The 21,152-nt window shown below is 73.8% G+C and carries 22 protein-coding genes and 1 pseudogene; 8 read left to right on the top strand and 15 right to left on the bottom strand.

Annotated elements, in window-relative coordinates:
• Positions 1–23: 23 nt before the first annotated feature.
• From ACF9IK_RS21210 to ACF9IK_RS21190, 5 genes are all read right to left on the bottom strand, one after another.
• Positions 24–269, bottom strand: coding sequence for a hypothetical protein (locus ACF9IK_RS21210; RefSeq protein ID WP_395295745.1), 246 nt, complete (start codon positions 267–269; stop codon positions 24–26).
• Positions 270–477: 208 nt separating this feature from the next.
• Positions 478–765, bottom strand: coding sequence for a hypothetical protein (locus ACF9IK_RS21205; RefSeq protein WP_395295744.1), 288 nt, complete (start codon positions 763–765; stop codon positions 478–480).
• Between the two features lie 47 nt (positions 766–812).
• Positions 813–1,601 (bottom strand): alpha/beta fold hydrolase, encoded by a 789-nt coding sequence (locus ACF9IK_RS21200; RefSeq protein WP_395295743.1) that lies wholly within the window; start codon positions 1,599–1,601, stop codon positions 813–815.
• A 21-nt stretch (positions 1,602–1,622) separates the two neighbouring features.
• On the bottom strand, positions 1,623–1,778 hold the full coding sequence (locus ACF9IK_RS21195; protein WP_395295742.1) for a hypothetical protein: 156 nt from the start codon (positions 1,776–1,778) through the stop codon (positions 1,623–1,625).
• Positions 1,779–1,936: 158 nt separating this feature from the next.
• The gene (locus ACF9IK_RS21190) at positions 1,937–2,536 is read right to left on the bottom strand and encodes a dihydrofolate reductase family protein (RefSeq protein ID WP_395295741.1); all 600 of its coding nucleotides are present in this window, start codon (positions 2,534–2,536) and stop codon (positions 1,937–1,939) included.
• A 146-nt stretch (positions 2,537–2,682) separates the two neighbouring features.
• Between ACF9IK_RS21190 and ACF9IK_RS21185 the strand changes: the two genes are divergently transcribed.
• Both ACF9IK_RS21185 and ACF9IK_RS37060 read left to right on the top strand, forming a co-directional pair.
• The gene (locus ACF9IK_RS21185; protein WP_395295740.1) at positions 2,683–3,627 is read left to right on the top strand and encodes a LysR family transcriptional regulator; all 945 of its coding nucleotides are present in this window, start codon (positions 2,683–2,685) and stop codon (positions 3,625–3,627) included.
• Positions 3,628–3,722: 95 nt separating this feature from the next.
• Positions 3,723–4,166, top strand: a pseudogene (locus ACF9IK_RS37060) (IS30 family transposase); the annotation flags it as partial.
• A gap of 166 nt (positions 4,167–4,332) precedes the next feature.
• On the opposite strand, the gene ACF9IK_RS21175 reads toward ACF9IK_RS37060, so the two are convergent.
• Both ACF9IK_RS21175 and ACF9IK_RS21170 read right to left on the bottom strand, forming a co-directional pair.
• Positions 4,333–5,013: a hypothetical protein gene (locus tag ACF9IK_RS21175; RefSeq protein WP_395295738.1), complete on the bottom strand. Its 681-nt coding sequence runs from the start codon at positions 5,011–5,013 to the stop codon at positions 4,333–4,335.
• Positions 5,014–5,140: 127 nt separating this feature from the next.
• Positions 5,141–5,656 carry a hypothetical protein gene (locus ACF9IK_RS21170; RefSeq protein WP_395295737.1) on the bottom strand — a complete coding sequence of 172 codons (516 nt, stop codon included), beginning with the start codon at positions 5,654–5,656 and terminating at the stop codon, positions 5,141–5,143.
• Positions 5,657–6,225: 569 nt separating this feature from the next.
• Between ACF9IK_RS21170 and ACF9IK_RS21165 the strand changes: the two genes are divergently transcribed.
• The 3 genes from ACF9IK_RS21165 (at position 6,226) to mug (ending at position 9,155) form a co-directional block, all read left to right on the top strand.
• Positions 6,226–7,305 (top strand): M24 family metallopeptidase, encoded by a 1,080-nt coding sequence (locus tag ACF9IK_RS21165; RefSeq protein WP_395298638.1) that lies wholly within the window; start codon positions 6,226–6,228, stop codon positions 7,303–7,305.
• A 139-nt stretch (positions 7,306–7,444) separates the two neighbouring features.
• Positions 7,445–8,605 (top strand): phosphatase PAP2 family protein, encoded by a 1,161-nt coding sequence (locus tag ACF9IK_RS21160; protein WP_395295736.1) that lies wholly within the window; start codon positions 7,445–7,447, stop codon positions 8,603–8,605.
• Positions 8,598–9,155, top strand: coding sequence for a G/U mismatch-specific DNA glycosylase (gene mug / locus ACF9IK_RS21155; RefSeq protein WP_395295735.1), 558 nt, complete (start codon positions 8,598–8,600; stop codon positions 9,153–9,155). Before ACF9IK_RS21160 ends, mug begins: the two co-directional genes overlap by 8 nt.
• 102 nt (positions 9,156–9,257) lie before the next feature.
• On the opposite strand, the gene ACF9IK_RS21150 is transcribed toward mug, so the two are convergent.
• Positions 9,258–10,190: a LysR family transcriptional regulator gene (locus ACF9IK_RS21150; protein ID WP_395295734.1), complete on the bottom strand. Its 933-nt coding sequence runs from the start codon at positions 10,188–10,190 to the stop codon at positions 9,258–9,260.
• 196 nt (positions 10,191–10,386) lie between these two features.
• Between ACF9IK_RS21150 and ACF9IK_RS21145 the strand changes: the two genes are divergently transcribed.
• Complete coding sequence (locus tag ACF9IK_RS21145; RefSeq protein WP_395295733.1) at positions 10,387–11,397, top strand: NADP-dependent oxidoreductase; 1,011 nt, start codon at positions 10,387–10,389, stop codon at positions 11,395–11,397.
• Positions 11,398–11,479: 82 nt separating this feature from the next.
• Here ACF9IK_RS21145 and ACF9IK_RS21140 read toward each other — a convergent pair whose 3' ends face one another.
• The 4 genes from ACF9IK_RS21140 to ctaD all read right to left on the bottom strand — a co-directional run bounded on the left by ACF9IK_RS21140 (position 11,480) and on the right by ctaD (position 15,167).
• Positions 11,480–11,878, bottom strand: a complete 399-nt coding sequence (locus ACF9IK_RS21140) for a YccF domain-containing protein (RefSeq protein WP_395298637.1) — start codon at positions 11,876–11,878, stop codon at positions 11,480–11,482.
• Positions 11,879–11,998: 120 nt separating this feature from the next.
• The gene (locus ACF9IK_RS21135; RefSeq protein WP_395295732.1) at positions 11,999–13,012 is read right to left on the bottom strand and encodes a M56 family metallopeptidase; all 1,014 of its coding nucleotides are present in this window, start codon (positions 13,010–13,012) and stop codon (positions 11,999–12,001) included.
• A 3-nt stretch (positions 13,013–13,015) separates the two neighbouring features.
• Positions 13,016–13,441 (bottom strand): BlaI/MecI/CopY family transcriptional regulator, encoded by a 426-nt coding sequence (locus tag ACF9IK_RS21130; protein WP_395295731.1) that lies wholly within the window; start codon positions 13,439–13,441, stop codon positions 13,016–13,018.
• Between the two features lie 67 nt (positions 13,442–13,508).
• Complete coding sequence (ctaD, locus tag ACF9IK_RS21125; protein WP_395298636.1) at positions 13,509–15,167, bottom strand: aa3-type cytochrome oxidase subunit I; 1,659 nt, start codon at positions 15,165–15,167, stop codon at positions 13,509–13,511.
• A 334-nt stretch (positions 15,168–15,501) separates the two neighbouring features.
• Here ctaD and ACF9IK_RS21120 point away from each other — a divergent pair, with 334 nt between their 5' ends.
• Complete coding sequence (locus ACF9IK_RS21120; protein ID WP_395295730.1) at positions 15,502–15,966, top strand: DUF7144 family membrane protein; 465 nt, start codon at positions 15,502–15,504, stop codon at positions 15,964–15,966.
• A gap of 62 nt (positions 15,967–16,028) precedes the next feature.
• Here ACF9IK_RS21120 and ACF9IK_RS21115 read toward each other — a convergent pair whose 3' ends face one another.
• A complete protein-coding gene (locus tag ACF9IK_RS21115) occupies positions 16,029–17,012 on the bottom strand; it encodes a DMT family transporter (RefSeq protein WP_395295729.1) in 984 nt (327 codons plus the stop codon).
• On the opposite strand from ACF9IK_RS21115, the gene ACF9IK_RS21110 reads away from it, so the two are divergent.
• Positions 17,011–18,468 carry a PLP-dependent aminotransferase family protein gene (locus tag ACF9IK_RS21110; protein ID WP_395295728.1) on the top strand — a complete coding sequence of 486 codons (1,458 nt, stop codon included), beginning with the start codon at positions 17,011–17,013 and terminating at the stop codon, positions 18,466–18,468. The two genes, ACF9IK_RS21115 and ACF9IK_RS21110, sit on opposite strands and share 2 nt — an antisense overlap.
• 64 nt (positions 18,469–18,532) lie before the next feature.
• On the opposite strand, the gene htpX is transcribed toward ACF9IK_RS21110, so the two are convergent.
• Positions 18,533–19,396, bottom strand: a complete 864-nt coding sequence (htpX, locus tag ACF9IK_RS21105; RefSeq protein ID WP_395295727.1) for a zinc metalloprotease HtpX — start codon at positions 19,394–19,396, stop codon at positions 18,533–18,535.
• A gap of 153 nt (positions 19,397–19,549) precedes the next feature.
• Positions 19,550–21,151 carry an NADH-quinone oxidoreductase subunit N gene (locus tag ACF9IK_RS21100; protein WP_395295726.1) on the bottom strand — a complete coding sequence of 534 codons (1,602 nt, stop codon included), beginning with the start codon at positions 21,149–21,151 and terminating at the stop codon, positions 19,550–19,552.
• Between the last annotated feature and the right edge of the window lies 1 nt (position 21,152).

Genomic DNA, 21,152 nt, shown 5'->3' with positions numbered 1-21,152 from the left:
GAACCCGCCGACCTGCGGAAGCGCTAGCTTTTCGGCCCGGGAGGGCACATCAAGGGAACAATGCGGAAGACAGCCTCGGCCGCAGCCCTCGTTGTGCCCTCCTCGTCCGGCCACAGGTTCGTGTCGGTGTTGAGCGTGATCGAGGGCTTGGCATGGCCGAGGTGCTTCCGGACCGTCTTGACGCTCTCGCGATGCTTGGTCAGCACCGGGTAGACGTGCCGGAGGTCGTGCATCGTCACCTCGTCCGACACGTGCCATAGAACGTTCAACCGCAAGCGGATAGCCCGTCTGATGCGCGAGCGCGGCATCGTCGGCCGTCACCTGCGCAAACGCTGCCGGACCACAGTCCGGGACAGGAACGTGCCACTGGTGGCGGACCTGATCGGACGCGACTCCACCGCGGGCGGGGCCGGAAAGAGGCGGTCCACCAGCAGTCGCAGCGCCTCGGATCCGTGGCCGCGATCCCAGCACCGCCGCTCACCGATCACGACGCCGGGGGTGGCCGTCCCGCCGTACGGGTCGAGGTCCTGGTAGTTCGGCCAACCCGATCGGCTGGCCCGCGACCGTGAACACTGCGCCCTTCAGCGGTACCAGACGCAGCATCGACTCGAAGGCGATGCCGAGCGCCCCGGCGGTCACCGGTCCGGAGCACGGGCCGCGGGCGGTCGCCCAGGGCGCGACCTCGGGACCGTTGCGCCGGCGAAGGCGGTGTTCGACGTCCTCGGCGCGCAACGCGCGCAGCCGGACACGGTCGCCTTCGCGCATGGTTCGGCTCCTGTAAGCAGCCGGGTGCGTTCCCTGTGGGTGGTGGTTCAGGCGAAGAACTTCAGCAGCACGGGGGTCAGGGCGTCGGCGGCCACCTCGTGCGTCTGGCCCTCCAGCGTCTCGTGCTCGGCGTCGGGGATCGCGGCCGCGACCGCGCGGGCGGGAGCGCGCAGCAACTCGGGGCTGGCACCGCCGTCGATGACGAGGGTCGGCACGGCGATCTCGGCGAGGGTGTCGGCGGGAACCACCGCACCCGTCGATGCGCCCAGCGCCTCGGCGTCGTACGCCAGGGTCGGTGCCACGGCCTCGAACAGCGGCCATACGGGGGCGCCGCGCATCTGGTCGACCATCTCCGAAGGCATGCCGGCGAACGCCATGAAGTGGGCGACGGCGTCGCCTCGGCGGTCGTCGGCCAGGGCCGCCTCCAAGTCCGCCGCGTACTGGACGAAGCGCTCGCGCTGTCCGTCCTCGGTACTGAACGGCGGCTCGTAGACGGCGAGTCGGGTAATGCCGATACCGCGCGGGGCAGCTCGCAGGGCGAGTGCCGCACCGGAAGAGAGGGCGAGGACGTGTGCGGAGCCGCCGGCGGCCGCGATCACCGCCGCGAGGTCCTCGATCCCGCGGTCGACGGTGAAGGGCGCGGTGTCGCCGCTCTCGCCCCGGCCCCGCCGGTCGTAGGTGTGGACGGTGTGGTGGGTGGCGAGCTGTTCGGCGATGGCAGCGCTCGGGCCAAAGGTTCGGTGGCACAGCGCGCCGTCGACGAGAACGACGGCGGGTCCGGTGCCGGTCGCGGAGTAGGCGATCGGGGTGCCGTCGGCGGAGATGACGGTGGTCACGAGGGGAATCTCCTTGTGTGATCAGGGGTGGTACGGATCCGGTGGGGTGTGGGCCGGATCCGGGAGTGCGAGGAGGGCGGCCACCAGCAGGTGGACGGTGTCGCGATGCTCCAGGTGGAGGTCGTGTCCGGCGCCGGGAGTGCTGACGGCCGTGGTTGCGGAGCGGCGGGTGAGCATGTCGGTGATCGTGGGGCGGGATGATGCCGTGCTGTCCCAGGGCGAGCAGGGTGGGGCAGGGCCGCCGTCCCGGTCCCGGTAGTGCGGCCGCACGACGTCGCGGAGCACGGTGCGAGGTGTCCATGGCGCTGTCCGGTGGTCGCTCATGGCCGGGCGCGTCACGAACCGTGCGAAACCGAGGAGACCTCCCGTACAGGCCGGTGACGCAACAGGGTCACCTGTTTGTCGAAGACCCTGGACTCGACGAGGGTGAGGCCGAAGCCCGGCTGCGGGCTGCGGAAGACCGGCTTGCCTCCGCCGAGGACCACCGGGTGGACGAAGACCTGGTACTCGTCGATCAGCTGGTGCTCGGTGAGGTGGGCGGCCAGCGTGGAGCCTCCGAACAACAGCAGGTGGGCACCGCCCCGCTTGAGCGCGGCCAGTTCCTCGACGACGTTCTCACCGATCACCCGGGTGTTCCAGTCGACGTGTCCCAGGGTCGTCGAGACGACCACCTTGGGTGCCTTCCGCCACACCGGCGCGAACGCGAGGTCGTGCTCGTGGGTGGAGAACTCCTCGGCGTGGGGCCAGAATCCGGCCATCAGCTCCCACACGCCGCGGCCGTAGAGAAAGATGTCGGCGCTCTCGGTGAGGGAGCGGGAGTACGCCGACAGCTCCGGGTCCATGACCGGCCAGTCGAACTCGCCGTTCGGCCCTTCGATGAAGCCGTCCAGCGACTGGTGGACAAAATGGGTGATCTTCCCGGTGGTCTGGTCCATGGTCCCCTCCTGGGCTCCTGTGTGCGGCACTCAGCCAGGGCTGCTACGGCCCCGGCCTGCCCGGAAACGATCTCCTGACACGGCGAACCGGATCAACGTACGATCCGCGAAGATCCGTTTAGGCAGGCTCAACGACGAGGGGTGCAGTGCTCGAACGACAGGAGATCGAGGTCTTTCTGGCGCTCGCCGAGGAACTGCACTTCGGCCGCACCGCCGAGCGGCTTCGCTGCACCCCTGGACGGGTCAGCCAGATCGTCAAGAACATGGAGCGGCGCATCGGCTCACCCCTGTTCGTACGCAGCAGCCGCCGCGTGACGCTGAGCCCGCTCGGGGAACAGTTGCGCGCCGACGTGCTGCCGGCGCACCGGCAGATCGAGCAGGCGTACAGGCGGGCCGTCGCCGCTGGGCGCGGCATCACCGGCACGCTACGGGTCGGCTACACCACCCCCTGGGCGGCGGACGCGGTGCTGCGCGCGGGCGAGGCGTTCTCCGCCCGTCACCCCGACTGCGCGGTCGAGATCCGGGAGATCCAGTTCGCCGACCCGCACGGGCCGCTGCGCTCGGGTGAGGTCGACCTCCAGATCAGCGAACTCCCGGTCCGGGAACCGGATCTGACGGCGGGGCCGGTGCTGTTCGCCGAGCCCAGGGCTCTGCTGGTGCCCGCCGGGCATGCGCTGGCTCGGCAGGCGAGCGTCAGCGTGGAGGACCTCGCGCTCGCCCCGCTGATCACGTTCGCGGCCGAGTACCCCGCCTACTGGCTGGAGTACCACCTGCCCACCCACACGCCGGGTGGGCGGCCCATCATCCGCGGTCCGGCCGTGCGTTACTGGCCCGAGGTCCTGACGCAGGTTGCGGCCGGGCAGGGCGTCGCTCCCGTGGCGGCCCGTGCCGAGGAGTTCCACAGCCGCCCGGGCATCGTCTTCGTCCCGTTCCGCGACGCGCCCACCATCGACTACGGCCTGCTGTGGCCCACCCACCAGGCCACGGCCGCCGTGCGGGCCTTCACGGCGATCCTGTGCGAGACCGTTGCCGAGTCGGCTCCGGACGCAGGTCGCCGTTCGCGCACGGCAGTGACGACCCGTGCAAAGTGAGGGCACGTCCAGGGCGCACGCGGGCGGAAAGTGGCGCTGACCAGCGGAGCTCGTGGCATGAGTCTTCCCAGGTCAGCGCCGCGATCGCCGCAAACTCTCAGGTCGGCCGGGAGATCCGGCGCAACCGCCGCCCCGGCGGCGGCCGGTACCGGCCCGCTCGCCGTGCAGGCTCGCCGTGCAGGCTCGCCGGCCCCGCCCGACGCCGGACGCCCGACGCCGGACGCCGGACGCCGGACGCCCACCAAGATCGCCCACAACCGGGCCCTGCGGGACTTCGTCCGGGACCACCTGGACGAGAAGTGCAGCCCCGAGGAGATCTGCCTGCTCGGCGGGAGACCTCTCCCGAGCGGCCCGAGATGCAGGTGGCCCCCCGCACCGTCCACCAGGCCCTCTGCGTCCAGGGCCGCGGCGGGCTCCGCCGGGAGCTGGCCGGCGCCCTGCGCACGGGCCGTGCCCGCCGCGTCCCCCATCGGCCGGCCAACTGCCGCAGGCCAGGCCTCATCGGCCCGATGACCGTGATCGGCGAGCGGCCCGCCGACTTGTGACGGTGGACGCCGAACTCGACGGCCGCCCACGCAGAACGCTCGGCCGGGAGACCCCGGCCGAGCGCCTGCACTGACTCATCGCGGCCCGATCAAGCCGACCACGTGTTGCGACGGCCCCTGCAAACCGCCTCCGGGGCCTCGTGCGTCATCGGCGGGCCGGTCAGCCGGCGGCCGGGTGCGGGTGAACGGCGGCGCGGGCCTCGGCCGCGGCGTCGGCCAGCAAGCGGGCCTGCACCTTGAGGGAGGCGAGCTGGTCCGCGCGGGTCTGCGTGCCGCTGCCTGGGAGAGCCGGCGGGGACGGGACGTTCACCGGCGGGGTCGGCAGCTGACCGAGCAGGCCCTGCAGGACCGCCTGGAGCGAGCTGACCAGCTGTTGCACGGCGCCGAGGTCGACCGCGGACGTCAGGGACGAGAGCAGGCCGGTGACGGTGTCGACGAGGTCGCCGACCGTCCCGAGGAGCGCGGACGTGTCGGGGGCGGCGGGCAGCTCCGGAAGGGCCGGCAGGTCGGGGGTGGCCGGCAGGGCCGGGGCGTCCGGCGCCGGGACCGCGACCGGGGGCACCGTGACGGGCAGCGGCACGTCGGCCGGGCGGGCGGGGGCCGCCGGGGCTCCGGAGGCCTTGGGCACCGGGATCGCGGGGACGGCCGGAACCGCAGGGAGCACGGGGTGCACGGGGACCGCAGAGACGGCCGCGAAGGCGGACGAGCCCGGGAGGGCAGCGGCGAAGGGGGAGGTTCGGGGGGCCGCGGATCCGTTTCCGGCGGCGGTGGCGGACGCCGTGGCGACCGGGGTCAGCACGATGGCTGCGGTCAGCGCGGCGGCCATCCAGGTGGCACGCATGGGTGTTGCTTCCTCTCGATGCGAATCAGGCGAGTTCGCCTGGTTCACACGTTGGGGCACGGCAGTTGACCCAGCCACCGCACGTACGCCGAACGGTGAGGGGGAAGTCGGCGAGGGCCGGGACGGCTCAGGAGGGGGACGCCCAGCGGGCCGTGCTGCGGTGGGCCGGGAGGCCGACGGCCTCGAACTCGTCGACATAGTCGGCCCCGTCGGCCCGGGCGGGCTCCACCCGGGCACCGAGGTGGCGCAGGGCGCGGGAGATCGGGCCGCCCTCGGGCGGGAAGGGCGCGAACTCGGCGTTGGTGAGCGGGCCGAGGGCGAGACGGCCGTCGACCCAGACGGCGGCGCGCTGGGTGCCGCTGCCGCCGAAGAAGAAGGCCTCGACGCAGGCGATCGGGCCGGCCTTGGACCACGCGGCGAGCCGCCGCCCGGAGCCGTCCGGAAGCCAGTCGAACCCGGCCTCTTCATCCGACGCGCCTTCGGCGCCGCCGACTTGGTACCCGAGCGCGGCCAGGAACTCGGGCGTGGCCGGGATCAGGGCCAGCCCCTGCGACAACGGGGCGAGGCGGGCGACCGGCACCTCGGCGGCGGCCACCGCGAGCAGCTCCGCCGAGCCGATCAGCGCCTGAAGTTCGTATGGCATTCAGTCATCCTGAACCACCGCACCGACAGTCCGCCTGCGATTTACGAATCCGTGCCTCGATGGGAATCGACCCGAGAGGGTGTTCCGGCCGGACGCCGTGGCTCACGGTGAGCGCGATGACGTCCACGGCGTCCTCCGCCTCCTCCCCGGACCCGTCCTGCAACTCGGCGATCAGCTCGTCGAAGACCTCGGCGAGCCGGCTCCGGAGCCGGTCCGGGCGGCCCGGGCTGAGCGGCAGCTCCGGGTGTGCGAAGAGGCTGGACGGTCCGGCCGAGCCGTCCTCAGGGGTCCTCCGGCCGGACCGGCCGGAGGCCGGCCGAGGGGTCGCGGGCCCGACACCGACCCGACACCGACCCGGTCCGGCACTACGCCGCCGCGACCCGGCCGTGATAAGGCATCGGTGACGGCCGCAGCACCGGCGTCCGGTGGTGCGCGGTGGATCCGTCGTGCACCGCCGGTCCGGGGCTCCGGGTGTCCGAGGCCGATCCCCACCACATGACGCTGCCCATCCAGGAAGGCGGGAGACACCCGTGCCACGACCGTTCACCACCGAGGACTACACCGCCCGGATGGCCCGGGCCACCGCCGACGCCACCGCCGCCGGGCTCGCCGGCCTGGTTGTCGCCCCCGGCCCCGACCTGGTCCACCTCTGCGGCTACCAGCCCACCGCGATCACCGAGCGGCTGACCGCGCTCGTCCTCACCGCCGGGCGCGAGCCCGCCCTGATCGTCCCCAAGCTGGAACGCCCGGACGCCGAGAAGGCCCCCGGCGCCCCCGCCCTCCGGCTGGTCGACTGGACCGACGGCGAGGACCCGTACGCCGCCGCCGTCCCGCTGCTCGAACCCGCCGGCCGGTACGGCGTCTCCGACAACACCTGGGCCATGCACCTGCTCGGCTTCCAGGCCGCCCTCGCCGGCACCCGCTGGACCTCGCTCTCCGAGACCCTGCCGATGCTGCGCGCGGTCAAGGACGGCGACGAGCTGGAGCGCCTGGCCGCGGCCGGCGGCGCCGCCGACTCCGCGTACCGGGGCATCCTGGAGGTCCGGTTCGCCGGCCGCCGGGAGACCGACGTGGCCGCCGACCTCAGCGCTCTGCTCATCCAGTACGGGCACAGCCAGGTCGACTTCACCGTGGTCGGCTCCGGCCCCAACGGCGCCAACCCGCACCACGAGGCCGGCGACCGGGTCATCGAGCCCGGAGACACCGTGGTGCTGGACTTCGGCGGCCTCAAGGACGGCTACGGCTCGGACACCACGCGCACGGTGCACGTCGGGGCGGACGTCCCGGACGAGGTCCGGAAGGTCCACGACGTCGTACGGCGGGCGCAGCAGACCGCGTTCGAGGCCGTCCGGCCCGGCGTGAGCTGCCAGGAGATCGACCGGATCGCCCGCCGGGTGATCACCGAGGCCGGCTACGGCGAGTACTTCATCCACCGCACCGGTCACGGCATCGGCATCACCACCCACGAACCGCCGTACCTGGTCGAGGGCGAGGAACGGCCGCTCGTGCCGGGCATGTGCTTCTCGATCGAGCCCGGCATCTACCTGCCGGGGCGGTTCGGGGTACGGATCGAGGACATCGTGACGGTGACCGAGAACGGCGGGCGCCGGCTCAACAACACCCCGCACGAGCTGGGCATCGTCGCGTAGACCGCGCACGGGTCGGCGTGACCGCGGGCCGTCCCACCGGCCCGCGGTTACGCCGACCGGCGGCTTTCTGAGCCTTTGCTGGGCGGCGGGCCGTACGCGTAGAGAGTCCTCAAAGAATGCCTTGCTAGATTAGACCGGCATGACCAAACTGCTCCGCCCGGCACCGCTCCCACCCGAGCGATCCGGGCGGCTGCGTCCGGTGAACCGGCCCGGACCGGGTGCGCCTGTCGGCGCCCTGTCCCGACTCCGGCTGCTGGCGTGGCCCCTCTACTTCCTCGCCCTGCTCTGGTACCTGCGCGCGTACGGGCTGCCGTACGCCAACGACGTGGTGTTCTGCTGGCTCATCGGCGCGCTGCTGGCGGCCGCCGTGCACAGCGGTCACGGGCCGCGCGGCTTCCTGCTCGTCCTGCGTGACTGGGTCCCGGTGATGGCCGCCGTCTGGACGTACTCGCTGCTGCGCGGCTACGGCGCGCACACCCCGTGGGCCCCGCACTGGCGGCCGCAGCTGCGCGCCGACGAACTGCTCGGCTTCGGCGAGACCTGGACCGTCCGGCTCCAGTACGGGCTCTACACCCCCGGCTCGCCGCGCTGGTACGACTACGCGGCGGTCACCGTCTACCTGTCGCACTTCTTCGTGGTCTTCGTGGTGCTGGCCGTGCTCTGGCGGCGGCGCCACGACCGGTTCCGCCGGCTGCTCACCTGCTACCTCGCCCTCACCTTCGCCGGCTTCGCCACGTACCTGCTGTACCCGGCCGACCCGCCGTGGCTCACCGCCCAGGAGGGGAACATGCCGGCGCTCACTCGGGTGGTGTCCGACGTCCTCACCCAGAGCGGGCTGCCACGGGCCGGCTCGATCTTCGAGAACGGCAGCCGGTTCGCCAACGACGTCGCCGCGATGCCCTCGCTTCACTCCGCCTACCCGGCGATGCTGCTGTTCTTCTTCTGGCCGACGGCGACGCGCCGGATGCGGGTGCTGCTGGTCGCCTACCCGCTCGCGATGGCGTTCACCCTGGTCTACGGGGCCGAGCACTTCATCGTCGACATCTTCGCGGGCTGGGCCTACGCGGCGGCCGTCGTGTACGGGCTGCGGTGGCTCCGGGAGCGGCGCCAGGCACGGCTGCGGGCCGCCGTCCCCGGTGTCCTGGCCGAAGCCGGTGTCCCGGCCGGATCCGGCGCCCCGGCGGCCCCCGGCACGCCGGGGGCGGGCGCGGGCCGGGCAGACTGGGCGGGTGACCGACAAGCCCGCGAAGCACGCCGAGTCCCCGCATCCGACGAAGTCGGCGACGCCGGCGGTGGCTAAGCCGACGGCCGAGCAGTTGCTGGCCGCCCGTGACACCACCATCCCGGACGTCGTCGCGCCCGGCCTGCGGGTGCTCTTCTGCGGCATCAACCCCGGACTCTGGTCCGGCGCCACCGGCCACCACTTCGCCCGCCCCGGGAACCGTTTCTGGCCCGCACTGCACCGCTCCGGCTTCACCCCGCACCAGCTGCGCCCGGGCGAGCAGCGCGAGCTGCTCGCCCTCGGCCTCGGCATCACCAACGTCGCTCCGCGTGCCACCGCCAAGGCCGACGAGCTGACGGCCGACGAACTGCGCGCGGGCGGCGCCGCGCTGGCCGACCGGGTGCTGCGGCTGCGTCCGCGCGTCCTGGCCGTCCTCGGCATCGGCGCCTACCGCACGGCGTTCGGGCGGCGGACGGCCACGATCGGACGCCAGCCGGACGGCATCGGGACGACGGAGGTCTGGGTCCTGCCCAACCCGAGCGGCCTCAACGCGCACTACACCCTGGACGGGCTGGCGGCCGAGTTCCGCCGGCTGCGGGAGACCGTGGAGCAGCCGGCGGCGCGGTAGCGGCGGCTTGGCGGCCTGAGGCGGCGTCCGGCCGACGCCGGGCCCGTCGGGCCGACCGACCGACCGGCCGACAGCCGGACCTCGCCCCGGCCGGACGCCGCCTCAGGCCGCCGCCAGCCCCTCCGGCAGTGGCGCCGAGCGCAGTTCGCGGATCAGCGCCCGGACGGCCGCCGTGCCCGCCAGCTCCGGCGTGGTCACGTACCCGACGTACCGGCTGGGCGGCTGCGGGCCGAGGTCGGTGACGGCCAGGCCGGCCGGGGCCCCGAGCAGGGCGGTCCGCGGCATGATGGCCATCCCCAGCCCCTGCGAGACCAGCGAGACGGCCACCGTGTCGTCCTCGACGTCGATGGTGGCGGGCGGGATCCAGTCCTGGCGGTCCCACCAACTGCGGGTGTACGAGCCGCAGTTCTCGTCCCAGTCGACCAGCGGCAGCCCGCGCGGCGCCGGGTGGCCGTCCGGGTGGACCAGGGCGTAGGACTCCTCGAAGAGGCGGACCGCGACCAGTCCCGGGACGGCCGGCGGACCGCCCGCGTCCAGGGTGGCGAGGCCGAGGTCGGCGCGACCGTCCGCGACCTCGCCGGCGGTGCCCCGCCCGACCTCGCGGACGATCCGGACCTGTGCGGTCAGCCTGGGGTGACGGGCCGCCAGCGCGGCCAGCACGGGCGGCAGCAGGTGGGCGGCCACACTGCGGAAGGCCGCGATCCGCAGTGTGCCGGCGACCTCCCCGGCGCCGTCCGCCAGGCCGGCGGCGCGCACCTCCGGACCCATCGCCCCCAGCAGCCGCAGGATCCGCCGGGCGTACGCGACGGCCCGCGCGCCCGCCTCGGTGGGGCGTGCGCCGTGGCGCCCACGGTCGAAGAGCACTGCGCCGAGCTTCCGCTCACAGCCGCGGACGGCGTGCGAGACGGCGGACTGGGTGGTACCCAGGCGCGCGGCCGCGGCCGTGAAACCCTGTTCCTCCTCGACGGCGACCAGGATGCGCAGCTCCTGCGGGGCGAGGTCGGGGACGGCGGCGCCCCGGGCGAGGTCGTTCATGCCCTCGAATCTAGAGCCTGCCCCCGCGCGCCCCGACCTCCATCCATCGAAGCTGCTCATGGAAGTGGCTCTTCCATCGACGCGCACCCCTGCCCAGCCGGCCCCCGCCCTCCGTACGGTGACCACGTTCGCCCGGCCGGCCCGGCGCCGCGCCCCCGCAAGAGCAAGAGCACCCACACCCACCCGGAGTACCGCCATGCCGCGCCCCACCGCCCTCGTCGTCCACCAGGTCTCCCGCCCCGTCGGCGCGCCCACCGCCGCCGACTTCGCGTTCCTGGAGGAACGCGTCCCGGCGCTCGCCGAGGGCCAGGCCCTGGTCGAGAACATCTACCAGTCCGTCGACCCGTACATGCGCGAGGAGATGGACGAGGGCGGCTGGGCACTGCACGCCCCGCTGGAGGGCCGGACGCTCGGCCGGGTGGTGGAGTCCCGCGGCTCGGCCCTACCGCTCGGGGCGCTGGTCTTCCACCGCAAGGCCTGGCGCACCCACTCCGTGGTCGGCCCCGGCGAGGCCACCGTGCTGCCCGACTTCGCGGGCGTCCCGCTCAGCGCCCACCTGAGCGTCCTCGGCGGTACCGGCCTCTCCGCGTGGGTCGGCCTGACCCGGATCGCCCGTCTCCAGCCCGGCGAGACGATCTTCATCTCGGCGGCGGCCGGCGGCGTGGGCTCAGCCGCCGGGCAGCTCGCCCGGCTGCTCGGCGCCGGCCGCATCGTCGGCAGCGCCGGCTCGGCCGCCAAGGTCGAGCACCTGACCGAGCGGCTCGGTTTCGACGCCGCCTTCGACTACCACGACGCGCCGATCGCCGACCGGCTCCGCGAGGCCGCCCCCGGGGGCCTCGACGTCTACCTCGACAACGTGGGCGGCGACCACCTCGAAGGCGCCATCGACGCGCTGCGCGACCACGGGCGGATCGCCTGGTGCGGCGCCGTCGCCCAGTACAACCACCTCCAGGACCCGCCGGCCGCACCGCGCAACCTCTACGACGTGGTCGGCAAGAGCCTGCGGCTGGAGGGGTTCCTGGTCCGCAACCACCTGGACGCCCGGCCGGAGCTGTACGACTTCCTCGTCCCCCACCTGCGCTCGGGTGCCGTCGTCCCGGACGAGACCGTCGTCCAGGGCTTCGAGAACGTGGTGGACGCCTTCCTCGGCATGCTCCGCGGTGCCAACACCGGCAAGATGATCGTCCAGCTCAGCGAGGCGCCCTGACCGGTGCGCCCGTCGCCGGTACCGGCCCGGGCATCCGGCGACCCGACGCGACCCGGCCCCGCACTCGGCTCAGAGGCCCGGCTCAGCGCCCGAAGCGCTCGTCCGTCGACACGACCTCGCGGCCGAGCGGCATCAGGGAGATCGGGATCATCTTGAGGTTGGCCCACCCGAACGGGATCCCGATGATCGACAGGAACAGCGGGATGCTGGTCGCGACGTGCGCCAGCGCCAGCCACCACCCGGCGAAGACCAGCCAGATCACGTTGCCGACGCAGGACGGCGCCCCCGCGTCCGCCCGCTCCACGGTCGTCCGCCCGAACGGCCAGATCACGAAGCCGGCGATCCGGAAGGCCGCGATGCCAAATGGAATGGTGACGATCAGGATGAAACAGATGATGCCTGCGACTGCGTAGGCGATCGCCATCCAGATGCCGCAGAAGATCAGCCAGATCGCGTTCAGGACGAATTCGAGCACCTTCATGGCGAGCATCCTCTCGCGGTGGACGGTCAGCACCTCATACCGATCATCCCCGCCCGAGGGCGTGTCCACTCGGCGGGGACCCGCCGTCGGCCCGCCGGGGTGAACCGGGCCGGACGCTCCCTACAACGGGGTGACGGCCTTCAGGACCAGCAGCAGGGCCACCGCCGCGTTGACCGCGCAGAGCGCCGAGGCCGCCGTCCCGATCGCCGCGACCATCGCGGCGACGCCCGCCCGGGTGTGGGCCGGTGGCCAGTTCCGCGCGGCCGGCACCGGGCCGAGCAGCGCGGCGACCCGGCGCGGCACCGGCCCGGGGGCGGCGAAGGCGGCGAACCCGGGCACAGGGGCCCGGTGCGAGACCAGCGCGGCACGGGCCACCGCCCGGGCCGTCACCCGCCGGTCGCCCACGGCGTGGGCCGACTCCTCGTCCGCCCAGCGCTCCGCGCTGTAGGCGACCGCCTGCTGCAGCGGCCGCAGGAACGGGTTCACGCAGCCAGCGAGCTGCGTGGCCAGCAGGTAGCGGTGGTGCCGGTGCTCCAGGTGCGCCCGCTCATGGGCGAGCAGCGCCTCCCGCTCGTCGGCGGCCAGGCCGGCCAGCATCCCGGTGGAGACCACCACCCACCCGGGCGAGCCGGGCAGCGCGTACGCGTACGGGCTGGTGTCCGGCAGCACGGCCACGTCGTCTGCGCCCGCCGCACCTGCGGCAGCGGCCCCCGCCCCTTCGACGCCGCCCGCACCGCCCGCGCCTCCGACGCCGCCCACGCCGCCCACGCCGCGGCAGCCCAGGGCCCGGCGCGCCCGGGCCCGGACCCGCAGGTGCCTGACGACCGTCCGCAGACAGGCCGCGGCCACCGCGGCCAGCAGGCAGATCGCCGCCGTCCCGACCGTCTCGTGGTACGGCAGCGCCGCCCGGACCTCCGGGTCGGACCAGCTGTCCGGCAGCGGGTTGCCCGGGATCTGGGCCGTGCCCACGACGCCGGTCAGCCCCAGGCAGACCGCGCTGCACAGCGCCATCACCGCACCGATCGAGGTCAGCAGCCGGGCCGCGCCGCGCGGGTGCAGGTGCTGCTCGGCGAGGCGGGCGATCGGAACTGCCGTCAGCGGCAGGACGAGCGGGAGGAAGACGAAGAAGCCCACGGGTCAGCTCTCACGGTCGACCACTGCCGGACCGGCGGACGCGCTGTCCAGCAGGGCCCGCAGCAGTTCCTCGTCGTGCGGCAGCAGCGCGGTGACGAAGCTGGCCAGCACGGCGTCCCGGTCGGGCTCGCCGTCCAGGACGCGCCGCATCCGCAGCGCCGCGAGGCCGGCCGCGTCGGAGGCGGCCTGCCAGTGGTAGGAGCGGCCGGAACGGGTCCGGGAAACGGCGTTCTTGGCGTGCAGCCGGGAGAGGATGGTGATCACCGTGGTGTAGGCGAGGCCTCCGTCCAGGTGCTCCTGGACCCAGCCGGCCGTGGCCGGACCGGGCGCGCGCTGGAGCACCGCCAGCACCTGGGCCTCCAGTTCGCCCTGGCCGCGCCGCCGGGCCCGCGGGTCCCCGGCCGCCGGGGCGTTGGTCTCCTCTGCCATGGCGGCCATCCTAACGAGCGCCCGGGAACCGCCCCGAGACCGCCCGGCGCCGCCGGGTCCGCCGCACTCAGACCAGCGGTTCGCCGGCGTTCTGCCGCCGGTCCAGCGCGGCGATGTCGGGGTGGTGCAGGTCGAAGGCCGGCGACTCCGAACGGACCCTCGGCAGGGCGGTGAAGTTGTGCCGCGGCGGCGGGCAGGAGGTGGCCCACTCCAGCGAACGCCCGTACCCCCACGGGTCGTCCACCGTCACCTTCTCGCCGTACCGGGCGGTGTACCAGACGTTGTAGAGGAACGGCAGCGTGGAGAGGCCGAGCAGGAACGAGCCGATGCTGGAGACGGTGTTGAGCGTGGTGAAGCCGTCCGAGGCCAGGTAGTCGGCGTACCGGCGCGGCATCCCCTCGGCGCCCAGCCAGTGCTGCACCAGGAAGGTCGCGTGGAAGCCCACGAACAGCGTCCAGAAGTGCATCCGGCCGAGCCGCTCGTCCAGCATCCGCCCCGTCATCTTCGGCCACCAGAAGTGGAACCCCGCGAACATCGCGAAGACGACCGTCCCGAACACCACGTAGTGGAAGTGCGCCACCACGAAGTACGAGTCCGAGACGTGGAAGTCGATCGGCGGAGCGGCGAGCAGCACGCCCGTCAGACCCCCGAACAGGAAGGTGACCAGGAAACCCACCGTCCAGAGCATCGGGGTCTCGAAGCTCAGCGAACCGCGCCACATGGTGCCGATCCAGTTGAAGAACTTCACCCCGGTCGGCACCGCGATCAGCATCGTCATGATCGAGAAGAACGGCAGCAGCACCTGCCCGGTGACGAACATGTGGTGCGCCCAGACCGTGATCGACAGACCGGTGATGGCGATGGTCGCCGCGATCAGGCCGGAGTATCCGAAGACCGGCTTGCGACTGAAGACCGGGATCACCTCGGTGACGATGCCGAAGAACGGCAGCGCGATGATGTACACCTCCGGGTGCCCGAAGAACCAGAACAGGTGCTGCCAGAGCATCGCGCCCCCGTTGGCGGCGTCGAAGACGTGCGAACCGAAGCGGCGGTCCGACTCCAGGCAGAGCAGCGCGGCCGCGAGCACCGGGAAGGCGAACAGCACCAGCACCGCGGTGAGCAGGACGTTCCAGACGAAGATCGGCATCCGGAACAGGGTCATCCCGGGAGCACGGAAGCAGACGATCGTGGTGATGAAGTTGACCGAGCCCAGGATGGTGCCGAAGCCGGAGAAGGCCAGGCCCATGATCCAGAGGTCGGCGCCCAGGCCGGGGCTGTACTCGGCGCTGTTCAGCGGCGCGTAGGCGAACCAGCCGAAGTCGGCCGCCCCGTCGGGGGTGAGGAAACCGTAGACCGCGATCAACGAGCCGAACAGGTAGAGCCAGTAGGCGAGCGCGTTCAGCCGGGGGAAGGCCACGTCCGGCGCGCCGATCTGCAGCGGCATGATCCAGTTGGCGAACCCGGCGAACAGCGGCGTCGCGAACATCAGCAGCATGATCGTGCCGTGCATGGTGAAGAGCTGGTTGTACTGCTCGTTGTCGAGCAGCTGCATCCCCGGGCGGGCCAGTTCGATCCGGATCAGCATCGCCATCAGGCCGCCGACCAGGAAGAACAGGAACGAGGTGGCGATGTAGAGGGTGCCGATCCGCTTGTGGTCTGTGGTGGTCAGCCAGCCCACCAGCGCCCGGCCGCGGCGGCGGCGTGCGGCCGCCAGGAAGCGGGCCAGCCGGGAGGTGCGCGGCGGACCCCCGGCCTGCTCCACGACGTCCTTCGGCAGAAGAGTCACGCGGCGCGCCTTCCGTGCTCGGGCCGGGCGGTGGCCCGCCGGAGCGGGCGGACCGGGCCCGGACAGTGGTCGCACAACCACTACCAGTCCCGCCTCGCGCGCCCCGGCGGCGCGCGGAGCCCGTCACCCGAACAGTTGCGCCCGATTGCCCACCGCCCGGGTTCGGCGGACGGTCGAAGTCCGAACGCCTTTCCGTACGCCCGTGCCGGGGCCTCGGCGCGTCGCCTCCGTGCGCCGCGCCTTCGGCCCCGGCGCACGGCCCAGGAGGAGCAGCATGAGCAGCGCGTCGCCCACCCCCGACCAGCCCCCGCCCTGGCGCTCCGGCACCGGGCAGCCACCGCCGCCGGCCTCGGCCAACCGGTTCAGCGAGTGGGCCCCCGGGCTGGTCGTCTTCGCCGGTGTCCTGATGCTGATCAACGGCTTCTTCGAGGCCTTCCGCGGCATCATGGCGATCGCCGACGACGACGTCTTCCTCACCACCCCGCGCTACGTCTTCCGCTTCGACCTCACCGGGTGGGGCTGGGTCCACGTCATCACCGGCGCGGTGGTCGCGCTGATCGGTGGCTTCCTCCTCGCGGGCGCCCGCTGGGCCCGCTGGGCCGCCATCGTGGTCGTCGCGCTGAGCGCCCTGGAGAACTTCCTCGATCTCCCGTACTACCCGTTCTGGTCGATCATCGTGATCGCGGCGGACGTCTTCATCATCTGGGCGCTCTGCGTCTACCGCCCCGAGGACATCTGACCGCCCGCGGCCGCGCCCGTACCCGGTGCCCGGGTACGGGCGCGGCGGCGGCCGTCCCGGCCTCAGCTGCGGGCGCGCTGGGTGACCGCGATGCAGACCAGCACCACCACCGCCGTGACCGGTGCCGCCGCCGGCAGCTCCTCGCCCAGCAGGAGCACCGACCAGACCAGCGTCAGCAGTGGCTGCGCCAGCTGGAGCTGACTGGCCTTCGGCACCCCGACAGCCGCCATCCCCCGGTACCAGACCACGAACCCGCCGAACTGCGAGACCGCCGCCGTGTACGCCAGCCCGGCCAGCGCCTTCGCACCCGGGTGGACCGACTCCGCGGGCAGCGCCAGCACGGTGGTCAGCACCGTGACCGGCAGCGCCGCGACCACCGCCCAGGCGATCACCTGCCACCCCGGCAGCTCCCGCGAGATCCGCCCGCCCTCCGCGTACCCGGCCGCGCAAACCAGCAGCGCGGCGAACAGGTAGAGGTCCGCGACGGTGGGCCTGCCGTGGCTCTGCATCAGGGTGAACGTCAGCACCGCCGCGGCCCCCGCGAGCGCCGCGCCCCAGAACGCCCGGGACGCGCGCCGGCCGGTCCGCAGCGCGGCGACCGAGGCGGTGGCGACCGGCAGCACCCCGATGACGACGGCCGAGTGCGCGGTCGAGGAGGTCCGCAGCGCCAGGGTGGTGAGCAGCGGGAAGCCCAGCACGCAGCCGGCCGATACCACCAGCAGCCCGGGCCAGTGGCGGCGTTCGGGGAGCGGCACCCGGGCGGCCGCCAGGCAGAGCGCGGCGAGCAGCCCGGCCAGGACGCCGCGCAGCCCGGTCGCCGTCCACGGACCGAAGCCGGTCAGGGCCCAGGCGGTGGCCGGGAAGCTGAACGAGAAGGAGAGCACCCCGAGCCCCGCCAGCGCGGTGCCGGAGCTTCCGGAGGAACGGGTGCCGCGGGAGGAGCCGCTGCGACCGGCGGTGCCATCGGCGGAGCGTGCTCCGGGGGCGGGCGCCGACTGCTCGGCCGCTATCACCAGGGACCGAGTAGCGCTATCTTGTGCCGTCATGAACGAGCGTAGCAGCGTCACCGAACTCGCCGACATCCTTCGACGAGAAGTGGAGCGCTATCCGGAGGGGCGGAAACTGCCGTCCAGCCGGGCGCTGGTCGAACGCCACCAGGTCAGCCCGGTGACGGTATCCCGTGCGGTCGCCGTGCTGGCCGCCGAGGGGCTGGTGGTCTCCCGGCCGGGCGCCGGGGTCTTCCGCGCCGCGGCCTTCGCCCCGCCCGCCGCACCCACCGCCCCACCGCCGGGGCGTTCCGGTGACCTCTCCTGGCAGGAGGTGGCCCTGAGCGCCGACGCCGGCCCGCGCACCCCCGCGGCGGAACCGCTGCTCGCCACCCTGAACGTCCCCGCGCCCGGGGTCGTCGACCTCACCGGCGGCTACCCGCACGCCTCGCTGCTGCCGGAGCGTCTGCTGGCCGCCGCACTGGCCCGGGCCGGACGGCGGCCCGGTGCCTGGGACCGCCCGCCGGTGGAGGGGCTGACCGAACTGCGCGGCTGGTTCGCCCGGGACATCGGCGGCAACGGCGGGCCGCTCGACGCGGGGGACGTGCTGATCACCGCTGGCGGGCAGAGCGCGCTCACCGTCGCGCTGCGCTCGCTGGTCGCACCGGGCGCCCCCGTCCTGGTCGAGTCCCCGACCTACCCCGGCACCCTGGCCGCAGCCTGGGCGGCCGGACTCCGGGTGGTGCCGGTCCCGGTCGACGCGGACGGCGTGCGCACCGACCTGCTGGCAGCGGCCTTCGACGCCACCCGGGCCAGGCTCTTCGTCTGCCAGCCGCTGTTCCAGAACCCGACCGGCGCGGTGCTCTCCGCCGAGCGGCGGGCAGAGGTGCTGCGGATCGCCCGGACCGCCGGCGCCTTCGTGGTCGAGGACGACTTCGCCCGCCGCCTGGTGCACTCCGACTCCCCCGCGCTGCCCCGCCCGCTCGCCGCCGACGACCCGGACGGCGTCGTGGTCCACCTGCGTTCGCTCACCAAGGCGGCTTCGCCCAACCTCCGGGTCGGCGCACTCACCGCCCGCGGCCCCGCCCGCCAGCGGCTGCGGGCCACCCAGGTGGTGGACAGCTTCTTCGTCTCCCGGCCGCTCCAGGAGGCCGCGCTGGAGCTGGTCGCCGACCCCGGCTGGGCCCGTCATCTGCGCACCCTGGGCGCCGAGCTGCGCGACCGCCGGACCGCCACCGTCGCCGCGCTGCGCCGCGAGCTCCCCGGTCTGCTCGGCGCGTTCCGGCCGGGCGGCTACCACCTCTGGGTCCGGCTGCCCGACGGCACCGACGAGACGGCGCTCGCCGCCGCCGCGCTCCGGGCCGGCGTCCTGGTCGCCCCCGGCCGCCCCTACTACGCGGCCGAGCCGCCGGCCCCGCACCTGCGCCTGAGCTACGCCGGGGTGGACAGCCCCGCACACGCCGCCGAGGGCGTCCACCGGCTGCGCCGGGCGTACGAGGAGACCGCCGTCGGCTGAACCCGGAACCGTACGCCCGGGTCGCCCGGCCGACCGCACTCGGCGGGCACCGGGCGGCGGGCGTTCAGCGCCGGTGGCCTGCCATCTGCTCCAGCCGGGCGATCCGCTCCGCCATCGGCGGGTGCGTCGAGAACAACCGGGCACCGGCCTCGCCCGGCCGGAACGGGCTGGCGATCATCATGTGGCTGGCCGTCTGCAGCTGCGGCTCGGGCGGCAGCGGCAGCTTCCGGGTGCCGGCCTCCAGCTTCCGCAGCGCGCTCGCCAGGGCGAGCGGGTCCCCGGTGATCCGGGCGCCGTCGGCGTCGGCCTGGTACTCGCGGGAGCGGCTGACGGCCAGCTGGATCAGGGAGGCCGCCAGCGGCCCGAGGATCATGATCGCGAGCGTCCCGAACAGGCCGGGCCCGTCGTCGTCCTCGCTGCGCCCGAACGGGATCAGCCAGGCGAAGTTCACCAGGAACATCACCACCGAGGCGAGCGCCCCGGCGACCGAGGAGATCAGGATGTCCCGGTTGTAGACGTGGCTGAGCTCGTGCCCGATCACGCCCCGCAGCTCGCGCTCGTCCAGCAGCTGCAGGATGCCGTCGGTGCAGCAGACCGCCGCGTTGCGCGGGTTGCGCCCGGTGGCGAAGGCGTTCGGCGCCGGGGTGGGCGAGATGTAGAGCCGGGGCATCGGCTGCCGGGCCGAGGTGGAGAGCTCCCGGACGATCCGGTACAGCCGGGGCGCCTCGATCTCGCTCACCGGGCGGGCCCGCATCGCGCGCAGCGCGAGCTTGTCGCTGTTCCAGTACGCGTAGGCGTTGGTGCCGAGTGCCACCACCAGGGCGATCACGAACCCGGTGCGGCCGAAGAGGCTGCCGATCAGCAGGATCAGTGCCGAGAGGCCGCCGAGCAGTGCGGCGGTCCTCAGTCCGTTGTGCCGGCGGTGCACGGCAGGCCCTCCAATGGTGCGGTGGGGAAGCCCTCTCTGCCTCGTCCCTCTGCCCGCTCAACGGGTGGGGCCGTGGGCCTTGTTCCCTTGTGACCTCCGCCTGTGACCACCACCGCACCCGCCGGGGCCGGCCCGGGGGCCGGCCGGCGGGGGTCAGAACAGGGTGCCGCCGACCACCTGGAGGACGAGCTCCGGAGCCACCGAGAGCACCACGGCCGCGGAGGCGGTGAGCCCCAGCGTGGCCGCCAGCGGGACCGGGAGTCGGCGCTCGGTGACAGCCTCGCCGACCGGCTCCCCGGCCGCCACCGGAGCGAACAGCCGGGCCGTCCAGAGCAGGTAGTAGTAGAGCGCCACGACCACGTTGACGGTCATCACCACGGCCAGCCAGCCCAGCCCGGCGTCGACCGCGGCGCGGAACACCACGACCTTGCCGAACAGGCCGATCACGCCCGGCGGCAGGCCGGCCAGGCAGAGCAGGAAGAAGGCGAGCGCCAGGGCGGTCCAGCGCCGGCGGGCGAACAGGCCCCGGAAGTCGTCGACGCTGGTCCCGGCCCGGCGGCCGACGGCGGCGACCACGCCGAAGGCGCCCAGGTTCACCACACCGTAGATCAGCGCGTACGCCGCGGTGGCGCCCAGCGGGTCGGTGCCGGTGGGCGCGTACCCGGCGGCGGCCAGCGGGACCAGCAGGTAGCCGGCCTGGCCGACCGAGGACCAGGCGAGGAGCCGGACGGCGCTGTACCGGGTGTCGAACCGCTGGCGCAGCGCACCCGCGTTGCCGACCGTCATGGTGGCGGCGGCCAGCACCGCGAGCACCGGGCCCCAGGTGTGCGCGTACGGCCGGAAGGCGATCACGGTGACCAGGGCCAGGCCGGAGAGGCCGGCCGCCTTGCCGACCACCGAGAGGTAGCCGGCCACCGGCAGCGGGGCGCCCGTGTAGGTGTCGGGCACCCAGAAGTGGAACGGGACGGCGGCGACCTTGAAGGCGAAGCCGACCAGGGTGAGCACCGCGCCCACCTCGGCCAGCGGCTTCAGCTGGGCCGGCGCGTGCGCCAGGCCCTCGGCCACCGCGCCCAGGTGGAGGCTGCCGGCGGCGGCGTAGACGAACCCGACGCCGAGCAGCATCACGGCGGTCGCGGTGACGGAGGTGAGGAAGAACTTGAGCGCCGCCTCGGCGCCCCTGCCGTCCCGGCGCAGCGCGACCAGCGCGAAGGACGGCAGCGAGGCCACCTCCAGGGCGATCACCAGGGTGGCGAGGTCGCGGGAGGCGGGCAGCAGGGCGGCGCCGGTGGCGCTGGAGAGCAACAGGAACCAGTACTCGCCGCCGGGCAGCTTCTCGTCCTCGACGGTGTGCACCGAGAGCAGCGCGGCGATCAGTGCGCCGCCGAGCGCGAGCAGCTGGAACACCAGGGCGAAGTGGTCGGCGACGTACGAGCAGCCCGCGCCGCCGGCGGATCCCGGGACGCTCTGCGCACAGAACGTCGCCCGGGGCGATCCCCCGGTGAGCGGGAGGATCGAGGCGAGCGCGAGGGCGAGTCCGGCCGCGGTGAGCAGACCGAGGAGCTTCTTGTGGCGCTCGGGCAGGAAGAGGTCGGTGACCAGCACGGCGAGGGCGGCCACGGCGGCGATCAGCGGGGGCGCGATCGCCACCCAGTCCACGGACTGGATCAGGCTGCCCGGGTTGGCTACGGCGAGGGAGGTCACAGTGTGCTGCCCCGTGGAGTGAGGTCCGAGTGCGGCGAGCTGGGGTCCGAGCATG

This window comes from Kitasatospora hibisci, from assembly GCF_043950205.1.
In the GTDB taxonomy this organism is placed as follows: domain Bacteria; phylum Actinomycetota; class Actinomycetes; order Streptomycetales; family Streptomycetaceae; genus Kitasatospora; species Kitasatospora hibisci.
This window is presented reverse-complemented; position numbering and strand designations above follow the sequence as displayed.

Bases quoted from the DNA above. Each gene is read 5' to 3' on its own strand.
- ACF9IK_RS21145 (WP_395295733.1), top strand. From the start codon at position 10,387: ATGCCGCGCCCCACCGCCCTCGTCGTCCACCAGGTCTCCCGCCCCGTC.
- ACF9IK_RS21190 (WP_395295741.1), bottom strand. From the start codon at position 2,536: ATGGACCAGACCACCGGGAAGATCACCCATTTTGTCCACCAGTCGCTG.
- ACF9IK_RS21205 (WP_395295744.1), bottom strand. From the start codon at position 765: ATGCGCGAAGGCGACCGTGTCCGGCTGCGCGCGTTGCGCGCCGAGGAC.
- ACF9IK_RS21140 (WP_395298637.1), bottom strand. From the start codon at position 11,878: ATGAAGGTGCTCGAATTCGTCCTGAACGCGATCTGGCTGATCTTCTGC.
- ACF9IK_RS21130 (WP_395295731.1), bottom strand. From the start codon at position 13,441: ATGGCAGAGGAGACCAACGCCCCGGCGGCCGGGGACCCGCGGGCCCGG.
- ACF9IK_RS21175 (WP_395295738.1), bottom strand. From the start codon at position 5,013: ATGCGTGCCACCTGGATGGCCGCCGCGCTGACCGCAGCCATCGTGCTG.
- ACF9IK_RS21195 (WP_395295742.1), bottom strand. From the start codon at position 1,778: ATGCTCACCCGCCGCTCCGCAACCACGGCCGTCAGCACTCCCGGCGCC.
- ACF9IK_RS21100 (WP_395295726.1), bottom strand. From the start codon at position 21,151: ATGCTCGGACCCCAGCTCGCCGCACTCGGACCTCACTCCACGGGGCAG.
- ACF9IK_RS21160 (WP_395295736.1), top strand. From the start codon at position 7,445: ATGACCAAACTGCTCCGCCCGGCACCGCTCCCACCCGAGCGATCCGGG.
- ACF9IK_RS21165 (WP_395298638.1), top strand. From the start codon at position 6,226: ATGGCCCGGGCCACCGCCGACGCCACCGCCGCCGGGCTCGCCGGCCTG.
- ACF9IK_RS21120 (WP_395295730.1), top strand. From the start codon at position 15,502: ATGAGCAGCGCGTCGCCCACCCCCGACCAGCCCCCGCCCTGGCGCTCC.
- ACF9IK_RS21170 (WP_395295737.1), bottom strand. From the start codon at position 5,656: ATGCCATACGAACTTCAGGCGCTGATCGGCTCGGCGGAGCTGCTCGCG.
- ACF9IK_RS21150 (WP_395295734.1), bottom strand. From the start codon at position 10,190: ATGAACGACCTCGCCCGGGGCGCCGCCGTCCCCGACCTCGCCCCGCAG.
- ACF9IK_RS21110 (WP_395295728.1), top strand. From the start codon at position 17,011: ATGAACGAGCGTAGCAGCGTCACCGAACTCGCCGACATCCTTCGACGA.
- ACF9IK_RS21115 (WP_395295729.1), bottom strand. From the start codon at position 17,012: ATGACGGCACAAGATAGCGCTACTCGGTCCCTGGTGATAGCGGCCGAG.